This window comes from Micromonospora sp. NPDC048930, from assembly GCF_043197935.1.
GTDB lineage: Bacteria > Actinomycetota > Actinomycetes > Mycobacteriales > Micromonosporaceae > Micromonospora.
Genome location: NZ_JBICUB010000003.1, coordinates 194,304 through 210,833 on the forward strand (window position 1 = coordinate 194,304; position 16,530 = coordinate 210,833).

Here is a 16,530-nt window from a genome sequence, read left to right on the forward strand (position 1 = left end):
CGCGGAGGACGCGGCGGCCGGGTCGATGCCAGCGTCGGAGGCCATCATGCGCCCCTCGCTTCCGGGTCACTCACCCACTTTGAAATCTGCGGTACGTCTGTCCAGATAGGAGACTAACGGCAGCGCGCAAACGTGATTCGTGGTTCCACTCGCCTTCCCGACCGGCCGATTCATACGCCCGGGCGTTCTCCTCGCCCAGCCCGGCACCGGAATAATTGGATTCCGCGAGGTGTGAAACCGTACGACGCCGGAGGTCCGGTTGGTCCAGGAAGAGATCCGCCGACGCAATCTCGGCACATTGCTCCGACACGTCCATCTGAGCGGATCGGTCTCCCGCGCGGCGCTGGCCGAACGGATGGGCGTGAACCGCAGCACCATCATGGCCCTGACCGGGGAGCTCACCGCCGCGGGCCTGGTGCACGAGGAGATGCCGACCGACACCGGCCGCGCGGGACGGCCGTCGCTGGTGGTCCGGCCCCAGATCGGCCGGGCGTACGTGCTGGCGTTCGACGTCGCCGTGGACTGGCTGGTCGCCGCCCGGGTGGGGCTCGGTGGCGTGATCCTCGACCGCCGGCGCGCGCCCCGCCCGCGTGCCGGCGCCGACCTCGACCGGGTGGTCAGGGTCCTCGCCGAGTTCGGTCGCCGGCTGCACGAGGCGGCGCCGCCGGACTCGGTGTGCGTGGGCATCGGCGCGTCGTACTGCGGGATGATCCGGCCGGGCGACGGGATGGTCCGCTTCGGGCCCGACATGGGCTGGGTGGACCAGGCGTTCGGCGCCGAACTCGGCCGCCGGCTGGGGCTCGGCCTGCCGGTGTCGGTGGGCAACGAGGCCCACCTCGGGGCGCAGGCCGAGCAGCGGCGCGGGGCGGGGGTCGGCTTCCAGAACCTGATCTACCTGCACGGCGACGTCGGCGTGGGCGGCGGGATCATCGTCGGCGGCAAACTGCTGGACGGCGAGGGCGGGTACGGCTGCGAGCTGGGGCACATGGTGGTCAACCCCTACCAGGGGCGGCCGTGCGGCTGCGGCTCCCGCGGCTGCCTCGAGGCGGAGGTCGGCGAGCGGGCCCTGTTGGACGCCGCCGGGCGGCCCGCCGGGCTGATCGGCCGCGACGCCCTGCGCGACGTGGTGGCCGACGCCGACCGCGGCGATCCGGTGGCCCGCGACGCGTTGCACCGCATCGGCGACTGGCTGGGCATCGGGGTGGCGAACCTGATCAACCTGTTCAACCCGGGCGTCGTGGTCTTCGGCGGGATGCTGCGCGACGTGTATCCCGGCATGGCCGACCCGGTGCGGGCCCGCATCGCGGCCAACGTCCTGCCCGTCGCCAAGGAGCGGGTGCGGTTGCGGACCTCGGTGCTCGGTGACGACGCCACCCTCGTCGGCGCCGCCGAACTCGGCTTCTCCGACCTGCTGGCCGATCCGCTGGGGGTGCTCGCCCGCCCGGCGGCGCAGCCGGTCACCGCGACCCCGTCGCCCGTAGCGGCGACCCGGCTCAGGCCCACTCCCCGGTGAAGAGCGGCTCGACCGGGCGCTCCCGGCGGCCGATCCGCAGGTCTCCGAAGATCGTGCTCCGCTCCGCGTGCTCGACCTCCGCGTCCAGGTCGATTCGCAACTCCTCCGAGGCGTCGTGGGCGGCGCCGATGAGCACCAGCTCGGTTCCGGGGTGGTCGAGGAAGCCGGGCGGGTCCAGCGGGGCGAAGCGGCGACCGTGGAACGTCTTCTGCAGCGCGGCGGGCAGTCGCACCTTCCGGGCGGCACCGAGGCCGACGCCGGGCGGCGAGGGCGCCTGGGGGTTCTTCACGGTGATGATGTAGCTCGCCTCCGACTCGATGGCCAGCTCGTGCTGTGCCTCGCCCGGACGCGCCGGGAGTTCGAGCTCGTACGCGAGGTGGGTGTGGTCGTCGTGCCGGGCGATCACGTACGCCCCCTCCGCCGCGGGCCGGGCCGGCGGCTGCTCCCGCCCGCCCCGGGTGGCCGTGCGGTACCTGCGCGCCTGCAGGGTCTTGTGCAACTGCTCGGGCCGGTCGACCACCTCGTCGACAAACGCCCAGAAACGGTCATGCTCCCCGATGTCGGGCAGGCGCTTGCGCCCGACCACGAGCAGCCGCAGATGCCGCCCGTGCCACGGGTGCAATACCACCAGCAGCCGCTGGACCTCGGCCAGGGAGTCGACGTGCTCCTCCTCGACGCGGGGCCGGTAGAGGAAGTAGATGTCGCCGTCCTCGAGCACTTCCGCCATTCGCCCCGCGTACCCGATCTGACCGGCGACCAACGGCGGGCGTCGGCGCGCCTAGCGTCCGTCCGGCGGATCTTGGCTGACGGTCGCCAGCAGGTGCGTGACCAGGGGGTTCTGGTCGTTCTTGCGCCAGGCGACGGCGACCCGTGTACGCACGGTGCCGGGCTCGATCCGGCGAAAGGCGACGCCCTTGAAGCGGAGGCGCCGGATGCTCGCCGGGGCCAGCGAGACACCCAGACCGGTTTCCACGAGGGCACACACCGTCTGCCACTCCACGGCATGCTGGGCGATCCGGGGTGTGAAACCCGCTGTGGCGCACAGGCCGGTGATCTGGTCGTAGAGCTGCGGGCCGATCGTGCGGGGCGGAAGCACGAACGGCGAGTCCGCCAGTTGCCCCACGCGCACGGTCCGATGGGCGGCCACCGGATGGGTGGCTGGCAGCACGGCCACGAAGGACTCGTCGAGCACCGTCCTGAAGCCGAGCTCCGTGTCGTCGGTGGGTGGTTCGCGGAGCAGGCCGATGTCGATGATCTTGTCATGCAGGGCTGCGATCTGCGGCGCGGTGGTCATCTCCCGGATGTCCAGGTGCACGTCGGGGAATTGCTGCCGGAAGGAGCGCAGCAGGCCGGGCAGGATGGTCAGGGCGAGTGAGGCGGCGAAGCCGATCCTCAGGCGGCCGGCTCGGCCGCTGCCGACGGCCCGGGCCGCGGTCAGGCCGCCGGCGAGGTCGGTGAGGGCACGCCGGGCAGCGGGCAGCAGTTCGTGGCCGGCCGGGGTGAGGGTGACCCGGCCCGCTTCACGGCTGAACAGCGGGTGGCCGACCTTGTCCTCGAGGCGGCGGATCTGCTGGCTCAGCGGTGGCTGGGCGATGCCCAGGCGGGCGGCCGCATGGCCGAAATGGAGCTCCTCGGCCAGCACGACGAAGGCATGCACCTGTGCCAGGGGGAGTTCCGGTCGCTCCATACGCCTAGAGATATCACGTCATCCCGGTGACGCTATTAGACGTATCATGGCTGATCATTTAGCGTTCGGCGCATGACAGATCGACGTGCGATCCTCAGCGGCTCGACCTTCGAGGAGCAGATCGGCTATGCCCGCGCCGTGGTCGACGGCGACTGGGTGCACGTGTCCGGGACGACCGGGTTCGACTACACCACCATGACGATTTCGGATGACGTGGTGGAGCAGGCCGAGCAGTGCCTGCGCAACATCGGGGCTGCGCTGGCCGAGGCGGGGTGCACCTTCGCCGACGTGGTGCGGGTGCGCTACCTGCTGCCCGACCGGGCCGACTTCGAACCCTGCTGGCCGGTCCTGCGCCGCCACTTCGGCGAGGTCCGGCCGGCCGCCACGATGCTCATGTGCGGCCTGTCCGACCCCCGCATGAAGATCGAGATCGAGGTGTACGCGCGGCGGGCCACCGCGTAGCCCATCCCTGGCGTGGCCGATCCGCCGGCACCACTGCGGAAAACAGCCACCTCTCAGGTATCCACCGCCTGCGTCGCGTCCCCTAACCGGTGACCGCTCAACCGGAAGGACGCATGATGTTGGACGTCGTACACCAGGTGCTGGCCGACTTCCTCACCCCGATGGAGGGTGAGGTCCGCTGGATGTACCAGGATCACCTCGGACTGGTCACGGTGGGCATCGGCAACCTCATCGACTCACCCGAGGCCGCCTGGGCGACCCGCGACTACGGAGCACCGTTCCTGCACGGCGGGGACCCGGCTCGCGAGGCGGCGGAGCCGCAGGTCAGAGAGGCCTGGCAGGCGGTCAAGAAGGACCCGTCGCTGGCGGGCCGGTGGCCGCTCGCCGAGCACCTCTCCGACCTGCGGCTGTCGGCCGACGGCGTACGGAACCTCGTCCGCAACCGGCTCGTCGAGTACGAACAGACCCTGTACGGATTCGCCGAGTTCGCCGGCCACGACTCGTGGCCGGCCGACGCGCAGCTGGCCCTGGCGAGCATGACCTGGGCGATGGGGGCCGCCTTCGCCGAGGACTGGCCGAACCTCCGCGCGGCCTGCGCGGCCCGCCGCTGGCTGGCCGCGGCGAGCGAGTGCAACATGTCGAACCACTGGATGCTCAGACGCAACGCGGTGGACCGGGGGCTGTTCCGCAACGCGGCCTGGGTGGACGCCACCGGCGCGGACCCCACCCAGCTGTACATCGGCATCCCGGGCAACCTGCCCACGTTGCGCCTGGGCGCCAGCGACGAGCAGTACGCCGGCCAGGGCTACGACGTCGACGACCCGGTGTCGACGCTGCAACGTTTCCTGGCGTTCCTCGGCCATGACGCTCCGGCGACCGGCACGTTCGACGCCGGGACCGACGCCGCGGTGCGCGCCTTCCAGGCGAACGAGGAGCGGCTCATGCCGGGATTCGGCGTCGACGGCGTCGTCGGCCGGACCACCTGGGCCGCACTCGGCTACGTCGTGCCGCAGTACTAGGAAGGAGCCGGACAATGACCGAACCGCTCGTCTTCGAGCGCTGGCGGTCGGCCGCGATCACGGCCGACCCCGCCGCTTTCCTCAACACCTCGCAGGGTCCGCTCTACCTCACTCCCACCCTGCTGGCGACCGCATCACCGGACCTGGCCTGGCTCGGCATCCAGGACCTGCACCTGCGCGCGCTGGACCGGCCGGGCCGGTGGAACTCCCCCACCGGGACCGCGATGAGCACGGACGACGCCTTCGGGCTCTACAGCAGCGCGCTCACCTCGGTCCTCGGCCAGCTCAGCGTGACCGGGCCCGCCGCGGCGAACCGGCTGCTCGAATCGCTGACGGATTTCACCAGCGCGTACGGCATGGACGGGCTGGAGGCCCCGTTCCTCAACGCGTACGGCGCCGCCCTGCGCGGCGGCCCCAGCCAGCAGCTCGACGACGCGGCGAACCTGTGGAGCGCGGTCGGGCTGCCCGACACCCTCGGCGGCGGCGCCGCCACCGTGCCCCTGTTCGACACCAGCAGCGGTCGGCTCACCATGCCGGACGCGGACACCATCGGCCAGGTGCTCGGCGGCGGCGGACCGTACACCGTGGAGAGCATGGCCCGGGGCCTGGACACCGCCCAACATTCCACCAGCGGCGCGGCACCAGAGATGTTCCAGGACGCCGCCCACGCCGTCCACCAGGTCGGCTCCGCCATCTCCTCGACGGGCCGGCTCGTCGAGCACTTCGTACCCGGGGTGGGTGAGGGCCTCGAAGCCGTCGGCTCCGCGGTCAGCAGGATCGGCGAGTTCTTCGAGGGTCTCTTCGGCGGCGGGCAGTCCACCCCGGCCTCGTCGGCCGCCCAGGCGCAGCAGGTGACCCAGGGCAGCGCGGTCGCGATCCAGCAGTCCCACGTCGTCGACCAGGAGCAACGAACGATCACCTTCCACAAGAACGGCGACATCAGTGTCACCGAGACCCACACCCACGAGAGCCACACCCAGCGCCAGACCATCGAGCCGGCACACCCCGCCAAATGCGAGCGCGGCGACGACGGCACCTTCGACGCCGGCTTCGAGGTCCCGTACTGGGGCCGGTCGGCCGGCTCGGTGCCGAGCATCACGCCGCTCGGCCCGGGCCTGGACGCGATGTTCGCGGTGTCCCCCGGCTGCGTGTTCCTGCAGTCACTCCCGACCCTCGACGACGCGGGCGAGCTGATCTCGGCGGGATACCTCGCCGAGGTGCTCATGCCGGCGGGGCTGCGGCTGCGCGGGCGCGTCGCCCGGCCCGGCGGCGGCCGCTGGAACCTGGGCCTCGCGTACCGCCCTGGGGCTCGCCAGGCCATCGTCGACCTGGCCGCCGCCGTGCTGCGGGAGGCCACGCGGGTGGGCCTCCGGCCGACCGACCCGGCCGCCGAGCGGCTGGCCCACCTGCACAGACTGGGCTACTGATGGACGGCGTGGAACTGGCCCCGGGGTGGCTGCGCGCCACCCCGGCGGGTATGGCCTGGCTCGGGCTGCGCGAGCTGCACCTCCGGGCGATCCAGGCACCGCGGCACTCCTACGCCACCCGGGCCGGGCAGCTGACCCCGCCGCAGGCGTACCCGGCGTTCGGCACGACGGTCACGGCGGTGCTGGGCCAACTGGCGGTCACCGACGCCGCGGCGGGCCTGCGGATCCTGCAGTCCCTCGTCGCGTTCGCCGACACGTACGGATCGCTCGACGGCGTCGAGGCGCCGTTCGTGTCGGCGGTCCGGTCGGCCGCCCGGGCGGGCCGGCCAACCGACCTCGGACCGGCCCTGACCCTCTGGCGGCGGCTGGGGCAGCCCGGCCCGCTCGGCGGCGGGGCGCGGACCGCGCCGGTGCTGACCGCGCGGGGCGCCGTCCTGACCGCCGCCGAGGCAGGGCGGCTCGACGACCTCCTCGATCCGGCGACCAGCCCCCTACCTCGGCAGGCCGCCGCCGCGGCGGGACCGGTGGCCGAGCGGCTCCGGCCCCTGGCCCGCGCCTGGGCGCAAGCGATGGCCGCGGTACCCACCGCAGCCGAATTCGCATCCGTCCCCGCTGACCTCGCCGCGCCGCTGCACCAGGCAAGCCGTCACGATCCCGCGTTGGCGCCCCCGCCCGACCCGCGGGCCACACTCGCCGCGATCGGGCAGGGCCGGATGGTCGTGGTGGACGTCAGCACCCTGCGACCACCACCGGACCCGCCGCCGCCGGCGCCGCCACCCGGCCGGCCGCCGGCGCTCACGCCGGCGCTGGCCGGGTACGGGTCGCCCGGCGACCCCGCGTTCTGGCGGCGAGGCACGGTGGTCCTGCCGACGGTGGTGCCGGTGGGCCCCGGGGTGGACGGGCTCACGTCAGCCGCCGGCCCCGACTCGACCGCGGCACCGGCGCCGCCCGCGCTCGACGCCAGGGGGCTGGTCTCGTCGCGCGGGTTCCTGGCCGGATGGCTGGTATCCCCGGGCGCCCACCTCGCCGAGTCGACGGACACTGCGGTGCCTCGACAGCGGCCGGGGGTCGTCCGAGCGGTGCCGATTCCCGACCTGCACGACCTGATGACCTACCCGCCCTGGATGCTCGGGCCGTTCCCCCCGGTCGGTGGGGGCGACGGCGGCGAGCCGATCGTCGGGCTGGGTCTGCGGCTCGCGGCCGAGGTGGTCCGCACCGACGGAATCCTCTGAACCCGGGATAGCGCCCGCGCTCCTGGCCGTCGTCCGCCATCTGGGCGGGCGACGGTCATCGAGCCAGGTGGGCGGCCGTCAGATCTGGTGGCGGTCGTCGGTCGGGAGGCTGGGCGGCGCGGGCGGCTCGGCGGGCTGGTCGGGCTGACCGAGCTGCGCGACATGGGTCGGGTCGAGGACCCGGGACAGGAACGAGCGGGTCCGCTCGTGGCGGGGCGCGCCGAGCACCTCCTGCGGCGGGCCCTGCTCGACCACCACGCCGCCGTCCATGAAGACGACCCGGTCGGCCACGTCCCGGGCGAACGCCATCTCGTGGGTCACGACCATCATCGTCATGCCGTCCTCGGCCAGCCGGCGCATGACGGTGAGGACGTCACCGACCAGCTCGGGGTCGAGCGCGGACGTCGGCTCGTCGAAGAGCATCAGCTTCGGGTCCATCGACAGCGATCGGGCGATCGCCACCCGCTGCTGCTGACCGCCGGACAGCTGTGCCGGGTACGCCCCTGCCTTCTCGCTCAGGCCGACCCGCGCCAGGTTGTCCCGCGCGACCCGCTCGGCCTCGGCGCGGCCACGCCGGAGCACCCGGCGCTGGGCGATGGTGAGGTTGTCCAGCACCGTCAGGTGCGGGAACAGGTTGAACGACTGGAAGACCATGCCGATACCGCGGCGTACGGAGTCGATCTCGACGTCCGGGTCGGTCATCTCGGTGCCGTTGACCCAGATCTTGCCGGCGGTCGGCTCCTCCAGGAGGTTGACGCAGCGCAGCAGGGTCGATTTGCCGGAACCGGACGGCCCGATGACGCACACCACCTCGCCGTGGCCGACCTCGAAGTCGATGCCCTTGAGCACTTCGAGCGGGCCGAAGGACTTGTGCAGGTCGCGGATCTCGACGGCGGGCCGGGGTTGGGTAGTCGTCATGTGGGTCACCGAGCCTTGGCGTAGCGGAGTTCGAGGCGTCGTACCACCTGGGACAGGGGCAGGGTGATGATCAGGTAGGTGAGGCCGGCCACCAGCAGCGGGGTGGCGTTCACCCGGTCGTTCAGCGTGTCGCGACCGAACTTGGTGACCTCGATGGTCTGCGCGGTCACGCCGAGCACGTAGGCCAGCGACGAGTCCTTGGTGAGCAGGATGAGCTCGTTGGTCAGCGGCGGGATCACGATCCGGAACGCCTGCGGGATGACGATGGTGCGCATCGCCGTGAAGTGCGACATGCCCAGCGTGCGGGCCGCCTCCATCTGCCCCTTCGGCACGGCCTGGATACCGGCCCGGATGGTCTCGGCCATGTACGCCGCGGCGGTCAGCCCGAGACCGATGGTGATCGACCCGAACACGCCGCCCGGGATCTCCCGCTCCGGGAAGGCGATGGGGATGCCGTACCCGACGAGGAAGAGCACCAGCAGCGCGGGCAGGCCCCGGAACAGCTCGATGTACCCGGTCGCCACCCAGCGGTACGGCGCCACCCGGGACAGCCGCATCAGCGCGAGGATGGTGCCGAACACCAGGCCGAAGGCGAACGCGCCCAGCGTGTAGAGGATGGTGTTGCGCAGCGCGACGGTGATGATCGTCGGGAACATCGACTCGATGATGTCGACGCGGAAGAACGCTTCCCGCAGCCGGCCCCAGTCCGCGGCGAGGAGCACCACGGCGATGACGGCGACGAAGGCCAGGTACTGGAGCCAGAGGGACAGCCGCTCTCGCTGGCGGCGTCGCAGCTTCACGGTTCGACGCTCCTTGGACTGTGCGGAGGGGTCAACGCGGAGGGCGCGCCCCGCGGGCGCGCCCTCCGGCCGGGAATCAGGCGTTCGGCTTCTTGCCGATCCACTTCTCGTAGACCGTGTCGTAGGTGCCGTCCTGCTTGGCCTTGGCGAGCACCTCGTTGATCTTCTTGAGCAGCTCCGGGTTGCCGCCCTTCTTCACCGAGAAGCCGTACTGCTCGCCGGTGTCGAACTCGGCGGTCACCTCGAACCCGCCCGGGTGCTCCTTGATGTACTCGGTCCAGACCGGCAGGTCGTTGATGGCGGCTTCGATCTGGCCGTTGGCCAGCGCCTGCTGCTCGGCGGCGAGGTCCTCGAACTCGACGAGCTGCAGGCCCTTCTCCTGCTCGAACTTCTTGGCGTAGTCACGGCCGGTGGTCGCGGCCTGGACGCCGACCTTCTTGCCCTTGAGGTCGTCGAGCGACTTGTACGGCTTGCCGGTCTTGACGAGCAGGGCCTGGGTCGCGTCGAAGTACGGGTCGGAGAAGTCCATGACCTTCTGCCGCTCTTCGGTGATGGTCATGCCGGCGGCCGCCGCGTCGCACTTGCCGGTGTTCAGGTCCTGGCCGGACTTGATGCCCTCGAACGGCGTGTCGACGATCTTCTGCTCGACGCCCAGGTCCTTGGCGACCAGGTCCATGACGTCGACGTCGAACCCGATCACCTTGCCGCTGGCGTCCTTGGACTGGAACGGCGCGTACGGCAGGTGGGTGCAGACGGTCAGCTTGCCCTTCTCGATGAGCTTGACCCCGCTCGCCTGGACCTCGCCCTCGTCCTTCTTGGCGCATCCGGCGCTCGCCGCGAGGGCGGCGATCGCCACGACGACGCCAGCCTTGCGGACTGCGCTCTGGAACTTCACGGCAGTGTCCCTCCGTTCGACCCCGGTGTGACGGGCAGCCAGGGGTGGTGCAAAGACGGTGTGACAGCGGACGGTACCTGATCTGCGGAGCCCCACCAAGATCACCAGGGACGCTTCGTCAAGCTGTGACCGTTTCCGCTCCGGTAAACCGGCATCGGGCGCGCAACCGGACGCGGCACCGGGGTCGCCACCACCTTGCCCCAAGGATTGAATGATGGTTCACTTCTTGCGTGGCGTACCGGAGCACCGAGCGGGTGAGAGCCCGGCTGAGCGCCTCCCGGGAACGGATCATCGCCGCCGCCCTGGAGATCATGGCCGGGCACGGGTACGCCGGCTGCTCCGTCGCCGCCGTGGCCGAACGGGCCGGCGTCGCCACCGGCAGCGTCTACCGCCACTTCCCCACCAAGGCCAACCTGTTCGCCGAGGTCTTCCGCACCGCCTCCCAACGGGAGGTGGACGCGGTCGCGCGTGCCGCAGCGGCGCGGACCAGCGCCGCCGCGCAGGTGTCCGCCGTCGTCGAGACGTTCGCCGGCCGTGCCCTGCAGTCCCCGCGGCTGGCGTACGCCCTGCTCGCCGAGCCGGTCGACCCCGCCGTCGACGCCGAACGGCTCGTCTTCCGCCGCGCGTACGCCGAACTGATCGCCGGCTACGTCGTGGCGGGCGTGGCCACCGGCGAACTGCCCCCGCAGGACCCGGAGCTGAGCGCCACCGCCCTGGTCGGCGCCCTGGCCGAGGCCATGGTCGGTCCGCTGGCCGCCGGGGTCGCCGGCCCGGACACCATCCCCAGCCTGGTCACCTTCATCCACCGCGCGCTTGGAGTATCGCCGTGACGACACACGAGGTCTTCAACCAGGTTCCCCCGCTGGTCGGCTACGACGCCGCGGACGACCCGGCACTGCTGGACGCGCTCGACCGCGAGGGCGCCGGCTGGGCCGCCGCCGAACTGCACGAGCTCGGCCGGCTCGGCGGCAGCGAGCAGGCGATCGAGCACGGGCGGCTGGCCAACGAACACCCGCCGGTCCTGCGCACCCACGACCGCTACGGCCACCGCGTCGACGAGGTGGAGTTCCACCCGGCCTGGCACGAACTGATGCGGACCGCGGTCACCCACGGCCTGCACGCCGCGCCGTGGGCCGACGACCGGCCCGGCGCGCACGTCGCGCGGGCGGCCAAGTTCTACACCTGGCGCCCCGACGCCGGGCACGGCTGCCCGATCTCGATGACCTACGCTGCCGTGCCGGCGCTCCGGCACAACCCGGACCTGGCCGCGCGGTACGAACCGCTGCTCACCGCCACGACCTACGACTTCGGTCTGCGGGCGCCGCTGGGCAAGCAGGGACTGCTGGCCGGCATGTCGATGACGGAGAAGCAGGGCGGCTCGGACGTACGCGCCAACACCACCACCGCCCGCCCCGAGCCGGACGGCACCTACCGGCTCCTCGGGCACAAGTGGTTCACCTCGGCGCCGATGTGCGACCTCTTCCTCACCCTCGCCCAGGCGCCGGGCGGGCTCACCTGCTTCCTCGTCCCGCGCGTCCTGCCCGACGGCGCCCGCAACCCGATGCGCCTGATGCGCCTCAAGGACAAGCTCGGCAACCGGTCCAACGCCTCCGCCGAAATCGAGTACGAGCACGCCACCGCCTGGCGCGTCGGGGACGAGGGCCGAGGCGTACGCACCATCATCGACATGGTCAACCTCACCCGCCTGGACTGTGTCATCGGCGCGGCGGCCGGCATGCGCCAGGGCGTGCTCACCGCCGTCCACCACGCCACCCACCGGCGGGCCTTCGACCGGTACCTCGTCGACCAGCCGCTGATGCGCAACGTGCTCGCCGACCTCGCGGTCGAGTCGGAGGCCGCCACCGTCCTCATGATGCGGCTCGCCGGAGCGACCGACCGGTCCGCCCGCGGCGACGCCGACGAGACCGCCTTCAAACGGCTCGCCCTCGCCGTGGGCAAGTACTGGGTCTGCAAGCGCTGGCCGGCGCACGCCGCCGAGGCCCTGGAATGCCTGGGCGGCAACGGCTACGTCGAGGAGTCCGGCATGCCGCGGCTGTTCCGTGAGTCGCCGCTGAACTCGATCTGGGAGGGCTCCGGCAACGTCGCCGCGCTGGACGTACTGCGCGCCATCGCCAGGGAACCCCAGGTCATGGAGGCGTTCCGCGCCGAGGTGACCGCCGCCGCCGGCGCCGACGCGCGGCTGGACGCCGCGCTGCGCCAGGTACAGGCCGACCTGTCCGACCACGACGACCTCGAACCCCGGGCCCGCCGCGTCGTCGAGCGACTCGCCCTGGTCCTGCAGGGCTCGCTGCTGGTGCGGCACGGCCACCCCGCCGTCGCCGACGCCTTCTGCGCCTCCCGGCTCGGCGGCGACCACGGCCACGCCTTCGGCACCCTGCCCGGCGGCGTCGACTTCGCCGCAATCATCTCCCGCGCCGCCCCGAAGGTGGGCTGACCCGGCGAACGCGTCTGCCCGTTAGGATCGGCGGACATGCCCACTATGGACAGGGAGGCCGCGGTGGCCGAGACCACGTCAGGCGTACGCCCCGTGCCGGAACAGCCGTCGTCGCGGATCGACCCGTCCGTGCCGCATCCGGCTCGCCGCTACGACTACTGGCTCGGCGGCAAGGACAACTTCGCGGCCGACCGGCGCTCCGGTGACGCGGTCGCCGAGGCGTACCCGGCGATCCGGACCACGGTGATCGAGAACCGCCGGTTCATGCACCGGGCCACCCGCTACCTGGCCGGGACCGCCGGGATCCGGCAGTTCCTGGACATCGGCACGGGCATCCCGACCAGCCCGAACATGCACGAGGTCGCGCAGGGCGTCGCCCCGGAGTCGCGGGTGGTGTACGTCGACAACGACCCGATCGTGCTCGCGCACGCGCGGGCCCTGCTCAGCAGCACACCGGAGGGCGCCACCGCGTACGTCGACGCGGACCTGCGGGAGCCGGAGCGGATCCTCGCCCACCCCGACGTCCGCGCGACGATCGACTTCGACCGGCCGGTCGGGCTGATGCTGGTGGCGATCCTGCACTTCCTCACCGACGCCGACGACCCGTACGCGATCACCCGGCGGCTGGTGGACGCGCTGCCGTCGGGCAGCTACCTGGTGGTCTCCCACGCGACCATCGACCTGGTGCCCCGGGACATCGCGGCGACCGCGGCGCCGGTCACCACCACCAGCATGATCGACATGGCGTTCCGGAGCCGGGACGAGTTCGGCGGGTTCTTCGACGGTCTGGAGTTCGTCGAGCCGGGCATCAGCCCGGTGACCGAGTGGCGGCCGGACGACGCGCCGGAGCAGCGCCTGCCGGCGGCCCACGCGTCGATGTACGCGGCAATCGCCCGCAAGCCCTGATCCGGCCGCTCCACCGGCTCCGCACGCTGGTCAGCCGACGGAGACGGTGGCCACACCCCGCCCGCCGCCATCGACAACGCATGCGGGCGAGGCGTTGGATCAGCCTATGTCTGCACACTTTGACGTGGTGGTGCTCGGCGCCGGTCCGGGCGGCTATGTCGCCGCGATCCGCGCGGCACAGCTCGGGCTGTCGACGGCCATCATCGAGGAGCGGTACTGGGGCGGGGTTTGCCTGAACGTCGGCTGCATCCCGTCCAAGGCCCTGCTGCGCAACGCCGAACTCGCCCACCTCTTCACCCACGAGGCGAAGACGTACGGCATCCAGGTCGACGGTCGGGTCCGTTTCGACTACCGGGCGGCCTTCGACCGGAGCCGCAAGGTCGCGGACGGACGCGCCAAGGGCGTCCGCTACCTGATGAAGAAGAACGCGATCACCGAGTACGAGGGACGGGCCAGCTTCACCGACCCGCACACCCTGGCGGTGGCGCGCAACGACGGCGGCAGGGAGACGGTCACCTTCGACCAGTGCATCATCGCCACCGGGGCGACCACCCGGCTGCTGCCGGGCACCTCGCTCAGCGACCGGGTCGTGACGTACGAGCAGCAGATCCTCTCCCCGGAACTGCCGGAGAGCATCGTCATCGCCGGAGCCGGCGCGATCGGCGTGGAGTTCGCGTACGTCCTGCACAATTACGGGGTACGGGTCACGATCGTCGAGTTCCTCGACCGGATGCTGCCGCTGGAGGACGAGGAGGTCTCCGCCGAGCTGGCCCGCCGCTACCGACGGCTCGGCATCGAGGTGCTCACCTCGACCCGCGTGGAGTCGATCGACGACAGCGGCGACCGGGTCCGGGTGACCGTGTCGAAGGACGGCGAGCAGCGGGTGCTGGAGGCCGACAAGGTGCTCCAGGCCATCGGGTTCACGCCGCGGGTCGACGGCTACGGCCTGGAGAACACCGGGGTCCGGCTCACCGACCGAGGCGCGATCGACGTCGACGGCCGGTGCCGGACAAGTGTGCCGCACCTGTTCGCGATCGGCGACGTGACCGCGAAGCTGATGCTCGCGCACACCGCCGAGGCGATGGGCATCGTCGCCGCCGAGACGATCGCGGGCGCGGAGACCATGGAGCTGAACTACCCCATGATCCCGCGGGCGACGTACTGCCAGCCGCAGGTCGCGAGCTTCGGGCTGACGGAGGCGCAGGCCCGGGAGCGGGGTCACGACGTACGGGTGGCGAAGTTCCCGTTCAGCGCGAACGGGAAGGCGCACGGCCTGGGCGACACGGTGGGCTTCGTCAAGCTGATCAGCGACGCCAAGTACGGCGAGCTGCTCGGTGGGCACCTGATCGGGCCGGACGTGACCGAGCTGCTGCCCGAGCTGACGCTGGCGCAGCAGTGGGATCTCACCGTGCACGAGCTGGCACGCAACGTGCACGCGCACCCGACGCTCAGCGAGGCCGTCAAGGACGCCCTGCACGGGCTCGCCGGACACATGATCAACATGTAGCTCATCCGGGTGCCGAGCTGATCCGCGTACCCATCTGCGAAACCGAGTTTCGGTCCGCCGGTCGCCGGGCCGGTGCGAGACTGGGTGCGTGCCAGCCTCGCCGGTGCCCCGGCGCCGGTCGACCCGACCCGCCAGGTGGAGAGCATGTCAAACGACGAAATCCGTCCCTTCCGGCTCGACACACCGGAAGAAGCGATCGCCGACATGCACCGCCGGATCGCGGCCACGCGCTGGCCCAGCCGAGAGCTGGTCACCGATCGCTCCCAGGGCGTGCAACTGGCGACGGTCCAGGAGCTGGCCCGCTACTGGACGACCGATCACGACTGGCGCGCGTTCGAGGCGAAGTTGAACGCCCTGCCGCAGTACACGACCGACATCGACGGCGTCGAGATCCACTTCATCCACGTACGGTCGCAGCACGAGAACGCCCTGCCGCTGATCATGACGCACGGCTGGCCAGGCTCGGTCGTCGAGCTGCTCGGGGTCGTCGGCCCGCTCACCGACCCGGCCGCGCACGGCGGCACCCCCGAGGACGCGTCCCACCTGGTGCTGCCGTCCTTGCCCGGCTACGGCTTCTCCGGCGAGCCGACCAAGCTCGGTTGGGATTCCAACCGCATGGCGCGCGCATGGGCGGAGCTGATGGGCCGCCTCGGCTATCCGCGCTACGTCGCCCAGGGCGGCGACGTGGGCGCCAATGTCACGGACGCGATGGGTCGCCAAGGACCCGAGGGGTTGCTCGGCATCCACCTCAACCTGCTCTCCGGGGCGATCGCCCTCAAGGACCAACTGCCGGCGGAGTCCGAGCAGGAACGCGCGGCGCTCGACGCGCTCAACACGTTCATGATGGACGGCTTCGGCTATTTCCTGGAGCAGTCCACCCGGCCGCAGACGATCGGCTACTCCCTGCTGGATTCACCCGTCGGGCTGGCGGCCTGGATGCTCGACCACGACACGGACAGCTACTACAAGATCTCCCGCGCGTTGGTCGAAGGCAAACCCGTGGGCGGCCTCACCCGGGACAGCATCGTCGACAACATCACGCTGTACTGGCTGACGGGCACCGGCACCTCGGCCGCCCGGTGGTACTGGGAATTCGGACGGTTCCGGGCCGCAGCCGCCGCGTCCGGCCAGGCTCCTCCGCCGGTCCGAGTTCCGGTCGGCTTCACGACGTTCCCCGGCGAGCTCTGGGCTGCCCCGCGCAGCTGGGCCGAGGCGGTCTACCCCGGCCTCGCGTACTTCAACGAGGTCGACAGGGGTGGCCACTTCGCCGCCTGGGAGGAGCCGGAGCTCTTCTCCACCGAGGTGCGGGCCGCGTTCCGGCCGCTCCGGAAATCCTGAGCTCGCTCCGGTTCGCGCCTGCCCCTCCTGGCTCCCTTGTCGAGGCGGGGTCGAGGCGGACGTTCGGCTCAGGACCCCACGGTCAGGCGAACCCTGACCGGCTCGCCGACCTCGAGCCCTTCAGCCTTCCGCACCGACGCCTTCACCGGCACGATGTACCGGCCGTCCTTCGGCCACAGCGACGTCTGCCAGCCGGTGCCGCCGATCCGCGCCGTCACCGGGATCATGCCCCAGCCGTAGGTCACCAACGCGGCGGCCGCCTCCAGTTCACCGCACTGCTCGTCGGGCACGGTGACGAAGTGCCAGGGCGCCGGGCCCTTCCAGAACCACATCTCACCGGTGAACTCCAGCATCATCGGCTCAGGATAGGA

16 protein-coding genes are annotated in these 16,530 nt (G+C 71.7%); 10 read left to right on the top strand and 6 right to left on the bottom strand.

The window, feature by feature from the left end:
• Positions 1–361: 361 nt before the first annotated feature.
• Complete coding sequence (locus tag ACGFI9_RS09845) at positions 362–1,513, top strand: ROK family protein (RefSeq protein ID WP_393177019.1); 1,152 nt, start codon at positions 362–364, stop codon at positions 1,511–1,513.
• On the opposite strand, the gene ACGFI9_RS09850 is transcribed toward ACGFI9_RS09845, so the two are convergent.
• The gene (locus ACGFI9_RS09850; protein WP_393177021.1) at positions 1,494–2,240 is read right to left on the bottom strand and encodes a hypothetical protein; all 747 of its coding nucleotides are present in this window, start codon (positions 2,238–2,240) and stop codon (positions 1,494–1,496) included. The genes ACGFI9_RS09845 and ACGFI9_RS09850 overlap by 20 nt on opposite strands.
• A 51-nt stretch (positions 2,241–2,291) precedes the next feature.
• Entirely contained in the window at positions 2,292–3,200 is a 909-nt protein-coding gene (locus ACGFI9_RS09855; RefSeq protein WP_393177023.1) for a LysR substrate-binding domain-containing protein, read from the bottom strand.
• Between the two features lie 72 nt (positions 3,201–3,272).
• On the opposite strand from ACGFI9_RS09855, the gene ACGFI9_RS09860 reads away from it, so the two are divergent.
• From ACGFI9_RS09860 to ACGFI9_RS09875, 4 genes are all read left to right on the top strand, one after another.
• Positions 3,273–3,662 carry a RidA family protein gene (locus tag ACGFI9_RS09860; protein WP_393177025.1) on the top strand — a complete coding sequence of 130 codons (390 nt, stop codon included), beginning with the start codon at positions 3,273–3,275 and terminating at the stop codon, positions 3,660–3,662.
• 116 nt (positions 3,663–3,778) lie between these two features.
• Positions 3,779–4,681, top strand: a complete 903-nt coding sequence (locus tag ACGFI9_RS09865; protein ID WP_393177027.1) for a peptidoglycan-binding protein — start codon at positions 3,779–3,781, stop codon at positions 4,679–4,681.
• Between the two features lie 14 nt (positions 4,682–4,695).
• Positions 4,696–6,108 (top strand): hypothetical protein, encoded by a 1,413-nt coding sequence (locus tag ACGFI9_RS09870; RefSeq protein ID WP_393177029.1) that lies wholly within the window; start codon positions 4,696–4,698, stop codon positions 6,106–6,108.
• Complete coding sequence (locus ACGFI9_RS09875) at positions 6,108–7,340, top strand: hypothetical protein (protein WP_393177031.1); 1,233 nt, start codon at positions 6,108–6,110, stop codon at positions 7,338–7,340. The genes ACGFI9_RS09870 and ACGFI9_RS09875 overlap by 1 nt, the downstream gene beginning before the upstream one ends.
• Before the next feature lie 78 nt (positions 7,341–7,418).
• Here the strand turns inward: ACGFI9_RS09875 and ACGFI9_RS09880 are convergent, their stop codons facing one another.
• From ACGFI9_RS09880 to ACGFI9_RS09890, 3 genes are all read right to left on the bottom strand, one after another.
• Positions 7,419–8,258, bottom strand: a complete 840-nt coding sequence (locus ACGFI9_RS09880; RefSeq protein ID WP_393177033.1) for an amino acid ABC transporter ATP-binding protein — start codon at positions 8,256–8,258, stop codon at positions 7,419–7,421.
• A gap of 5 nt (positions 8,259–8,263) precedes the next feature.
• The gene (locus ACGFI9_RS09885) at positions 8,264–9,058 is read right to left on the bottom strand and encodes an amino acid ABC transporter permease (RefSeq protein WP_393177035.1); all 795 of its coding nucleotides are present in this window, start codon (positions 9,056–9,058) and stop codon (positions 8,264–8,266) included.
• A gap of 76 nt (positions 9,059–9,134) precedes the next feature.
• A complete protein-coding gene (locus ACGFI9_RS09890; protein ID WP_393177037.1) occupies positions 9,135–9,953 on the bottom strand; it encodes a basic amino acid ABC transporter substrate-binding protein in 819 nt (272 codons plus the stop codon).
• A 230-nt stretch (positions 9,954–10,183) separates the two neighbouring features.
• Between ACGFI9_RS09890 and ACGFI9_RS09895 the strand changes: the two genes are divergently transcribed.
• From ACGFI9_RS09895 to ACGFI9_RS09915, 5 genes are all read left to right on the top strand, one after another.
• Positions 10,184–10,783 (top strand): TetR/AcrR family transcriptional regulator, encoded by a 600-nt coding sequence (locus ACGFI9_RS09895; RefSeq protein WP_393177039.1) that lies wholly within the window; start codon positions 10,184–10,186, stop codon positions 10,781–10,783.
• Positions 10,780–12,408, top strand: coding sequence for an acyl-CoA dehydrogenase family protein (locus ACGFI9_RS09900; RefSeq protein ID WP_393177041.1), 1,629 nt, complete (start codon positions 10,780–10,782; stop codon positions 12,406–12,408). Before ACGFI9_RS09895 ends, ACGFI9_RS09900 begins: the two co-directional genes overlap by 4 nt.
• A gap of 63 nt (positions 12,409–12,471) precedes the next feature.
• Entirely contained in the window at positions 12,472–13,314 is an 843-nt protein-coding gene (locus tag ACGFI9_RS09905; protein WP_393177043.1) for an SAM-dependent methyltransferase, read from the top strand.
• 106 nt (positions 13,315–13,420) lie between these two features.
• Positions 13,421–14,821, top strand: coding sequence for a dihydrolipoyl dehydrogenase (gene lpdA / locus ACGFI9_RS09910; RefSeq protein ID WP_393177045.1), 1,401 nt, complete (start codon positions 13,421–13,423; stop codon positions 14,819–14,821).
• 144 nt (positions 14,822–14,965) lie between these two features.
• Complete coding sequence (locus tag ACGFI9_RS09915) at positions 14,966–16,159, top strand: epoxide hydrolase family protein (protein ID WP_393177047.1); 1,194 nt, start codon at positions 14,966–14,968, stop codon at positions 16,157–16,159.
• 68 nt (positions 16,160–16,227) lie between these two features.
• Here ACGFI9_RS09915 and ACGFI9_RS09920 read toward each other — a convergent pair whose 3' ends face one another.
• Positions 16,228–16,515 (bottom strand): DUF1905 domain-containing protein, encoded by a 288-nt coding sequence (locus ACGFI9_RS09920; RefSeq protein ID WP_393177049.1) that lies wholly within the window; start codon positions 16,513–16,515, stop codon positions 16,228–16,230.
• Positions 16,516–16,530: the final 15 nt, after the last annotated feature.